Source organism: Parabacteroides sp. ZJ-118 (genome assembly GCF_011038785.1).
In the GTDB taxonomy this organism is placed as follows: Bacteria; Bacteroidota; Bacteroidia; order Bacteroidales; family Tannerellaceae; genus Parabacteroides.
On sequence record NZ_JAAKDT010000079.1, the window covers coordinates 1 to 3564 of the forward strand.

Here is a 3564-nt window from a genome sequence, read left to right on the forward strand (position 1 = left end):
CGCCATTGAGGAAACGGGAGGCGTCACTGTTATGGTTAAACTGCCGGTGACGTATCAAGTCAATGACGCTCTTGTAATCCACATTGGCCCGGGCCGCGACCTCGGCCACCTCTTTCGCCCCTCTCAGAGACTCAACCTCAGCTTTAAGGGAAGATATCTCTGTATCCTTACCCTTGGAAGACTGTTCGAACCGGTCCGCACGCTCATTGGCCTCCTCGACAGATTGCAGCGCGGATTCGTACAGGGATTTCCAATGTTCGATCTCAGCCCTGCTCTCTTCACGGGTTTCATCCTCGACGGACCTGTTCTCCTCCGTAAGGAAGTCGACATGGGCCCTCAAACGCGCGTTCTCGTTCGTGAGCCTGACGTTTTCCATCACCAAATGGCGGAATTGTATGTCCCTGTTATCTTCCTTTTTCATAGTATAAAGATACCGAAATTCCGCGAATCAGGCAACTTTAAAGAGTTAATAAAAGTTATCAATTATCTGATTCACAAATATTTATACCATAATTGGATTTCAGGTCTTCTTTCAACGCGGCAACCTGTTTCCTTAACTCGGAGGCTTCCTTCTCCTTGCGCTCACACTCCAGCGCGAGACTGTCCGCATAGGCATTCACTTGGGCTGTATAACGCTCAATCGCGGCAACAAGGGCTTTTAACCGTTCTATCTCTGATCGTGCATCCTTATCAAATGATTAGTTTATGTTGGACTGCCGTGGAAAGCAGCAGTATCAAGGTTTCACGACTTATATGGTGCGAGGACCTGCTTTCTTCAAAGGCCGGCTTGAGGAAGCGGCCCTCGTCGAACCATTTCTCATATATCACGTAACCGTTGAGGTCATAGTGCAATATCTTGACTTTCTTGTAATCCTTGGAATAGAAGATGAAGGCCTCGTCATAACACAGCGGGTTACGTTTCATCGACTCCCTTACAATCCGGGCCAATCCGTCACGCCCTTTACGCATATCAGTGGGACAGGAACTGATATAATAGTTGGTACGGTTGGTGAAGTTTATCATGGCCGGGACATTTTACGGAGCAGCTCGGCTGCCACCAACAGGTTGTTACTCTTTATCTCAATCAGGTCACCCGCGGGAGAGGACAGCACCAATTGCGCAACCCGCCAAACAGGAGGCTCCGGCTTTTCCTCTTCCAAAGACAGGGGAATGAAGCCGGGGGCTTCCGATACGGCTTCCTCCTTGCGTGGCGGATAGTTCTTCTTGTACGCTATGAGCCAGGCATAGTCAACCCCTTCATCCTTGCAGTACTTTCTCAGGCTGCGACCGGTACGGTGCTGATTGTAGTCTTGCATCACTTTCTCAAAGTATTCTTTCGTCTCCATATGAATTGTGTTTTGATTCGCAGAGGCGAAAGTAGAGAGAATCAAGGGACCTGCCTTACGCTACAACGGTGATTTACAGATAAACGCCATGAAAGACGAGAAGAAAGGTGATTATATGATTATGAAAGACCATGTATCACAAACCCTAGAAGTTGGAGGAAAAAACAAAAATCCTAAAGGAGCGGACTATGTCTTGAGAGACAACACCGACTACCCTGTAGGCAACGCTATTCCATTCTGGCTCATGGGCATGATGTGGTAGTCTTCTGTGGGATACAACTACATTTCAGAGGGGGTACTGCAACAGTCTGTCCATGTCGAACAGGCAGACGATAAAGTCAACCACAGACTTCTGCGGTTACCAAGAATGAGCTTCATGTAAAGCAAGTCCATCGGGGAGTCGGCTTTCACCGAACGCTTACTTAAAGTCTATTCTTCCACAATATACCGCTCTACATTCCGAGTCTCCTTACTAAAGTTCACACCGACCTTCACGAGGCGTTTCCCGTCCAGCGCATAGGGTATCAGATAGCCTTTCCCGTCAATCTGTTTCAAGGCTTCCTCGGCACTGCCGTTCAGCTTGAACTCGAAGACATAGACAGCGTCTTTGGTTTTCACCACTGCATCGGCACGGCCCCGGGCGCTGCGTACTTCCGTCCCGATGAACTGCCCCAGCAGCGTGAAGATAACATAGAAGATGGCTTGGTAATGGCGCTCGGTATTGTCGCTCAGTTCGTAGGGAATGCCGGCGAAGAACACCTTCAGGCGCTCCATGAACGCATCCACATTCCCGGCACGAAGCTCGCGCATGAATTGGGCGATGAGGAAACCCGTCTTGTCGTCGGTGACCTTGGTGTAAAAAGGCACCAGGAAGTTCAAGAAACCGTAGCGGACTTCGTTGTTGGGGAAGCCCAACGTATAGAGGTTGACCTCTTTGTCATAATCCTTGATGGTCAGGTAGCCGCTCTGGTAAATCATCGGGAGCGGATTGTTCGCCTCCGCACGGTATTCCGAGAAGGCGGAAGCGGGCACCTCCATCCCGTCTATCAAGAGGCGCAAGTCGTAGTCGCTCTGTTTCAGCAGATCTACCAGGTAGGTGGGCGTACCCGTTTGGAACCAGTAGTTGCCCAACTCCTCCGCATCGAAAGCGTTCAGCACGCTGAACGGATTGAACATGCCGACACTCTCCGGGTGGAAATAATACCCATCATATTGTTGCCCCATTCTGTCCGCCACTTCCTGCGGCGATATGCCACTGCGCAAGGCGATGCGCTCCAGTTCCGGCCGGAAATTCTCCACCAACTCCTCCTTCGTAATGCCGCACAACGTAGCATAAGCGGGTTTCATGCTGATGTCGTTCAGCTGGTTCAAGTCGCTGAACACGCTCACCTGGGCAAACTTGGTGACACCTGTCAGGAACACAAAGCGCAGGTAGCGGTCGGAGCTTTTCAGCACCCCATAAAAGGCTTTCAGTATCCGACGGTATTCATCCAGAAGCGGCTCATCGAGGAGAGCCTGAAGCAAAGGCTTGTCGTATTCATCAATCAAGACAACCGCCTGCTTGCCGGTCTGTTCGCAAGCACGCCGGATAACCCCGGAGAAACGTGCGGAAAGAGAAGCTTCCGCCGCATCGCTGCCCCAACGATCCTCCCATAGGCTGAGATTACGTGAAAGCATCTGCTCCAAAGCCTCTTTACAGTCATATTTCTCCGCGTTCAAGTCCAGATACAGCACCGGGTATTTTTCCCACTTGCTCTCCAGCTTCTCTATGGCAAGCCCCTCGAACAAATCCTTGCGCCCCTCGAAGTAGGCCTCGAAAGTGGAGAGGAGCAGACTCTTGCCGAAACGGCGCGGACGGCTCAGGAAATAAGGTTTACCGACATTCGCAATCTGATAAACCAAATCGGTCTTATCTACATAAAGATAGTTATCCTTACGTATTTCCTCAAAAGTCTGTATGCCGATAGGCAATTTACGCAACTGTTCCATTTCCATCCTTCCTTCTATTTTCCCCGTACGGGATTCCTGATTTCACAAAGTTAGGAGAATTTGCCGAGATGGCAAAGAAAGCAAGCGTGATTTTAATTGTCCTGTTACCTTGAATCATAATAGTCCTATTTATCAAGGACCTCATATTTTGAGTGCTGGCTTCTGAACTCGGGCACTATCGCTTTCATGTCTGCGACAATCCCCATGTCATCCTTGTCCTTGGCCGTGT

5 protein-coding genes and 1 pseudogene are annotated in these 3564 nt (G+C 50.0%); 1 reads left to right on the forward strand and 5 read right to left on the reverse strand.

Going from position 1 to position 3564, the window contains the following annotated elements; genetic code table 11:
- The 3 genes from G7Y39_RS13075 to G7Y39_RS13085 all read right to left on the reverse strand — a co-directional run.
- The coding region (locus G7Y39_RS13075) for a hypothetical protein (protein ID WP_165157878.1) at positions 1 to 421 on the reverse strand (421 nt) is incomplete at its 3' end.
- Positions 422 to 690: 269 nt separating this feature from the next.
- Complete coding sequence (gene tnpB / locus G7Y39_RS13080; protein WP_165157879.1) at positions 691 to 1023, reverse strand: IS66 family insertion sequence element accessory protein TnpB; 333 nt, start codon at positions 1021 to 1023, stop codon at positions 691 to 693.
- Positions 1020 to 1346, reverse strand: coding sequence for a hypothetical protein (locus tag G7Y39_RS13085; RefSeq protein ID WP_165157880.1), 327 nt, complete (start codon positions 1344 to 1346; stop codon positions 1020 to 1022). Before G7Y39_RS13085 ends, tnpB begins: the two co-directional genes overlap by 4 nt.
- 88 nt (positions 1347 to 1434) lie before the next feature.
- On the opposite strand from G7Y39_RS13085, the gene G7Y39_RS13090 reads away from it, so the two are divergent.
- Positions 1435 to 1608 carry a hypothetical protein gene (locus tag G7Y39_RS13090; protein WP_241160063.1) on the forward strand — a complete coding sequence of 58 codons (174 nt, stop codon included), beginning with the start codon at positions 1435 to 1437 and terminating at the stop codon, positions 1606 to 1608.
- Positions 1609 to 1775: 167 nt separating this feature from the next.
- On the opposite strand, the gene G7Y39_RS13095 is transcribed toward G7Y39_RS13090, so the two are convergent.
- Complete coding sequence (locus G7Y39_RS13095) at positions 1776 to 3335, reverse strand: ATP-binding protein (RefSeq protein ID WP_165157881.1); 1560 nt, start codon at positions 3333 to 3335, stop codon at positions 1776 to 1778.
- Positions 3336 to 3460: 125 nt separating this feature from the next.
- Positions 3461 to 3564 (reverse strand): annotated as a pseudogene (locus G7Y39_RS13950) (epimerase); the annotation flags it as partial.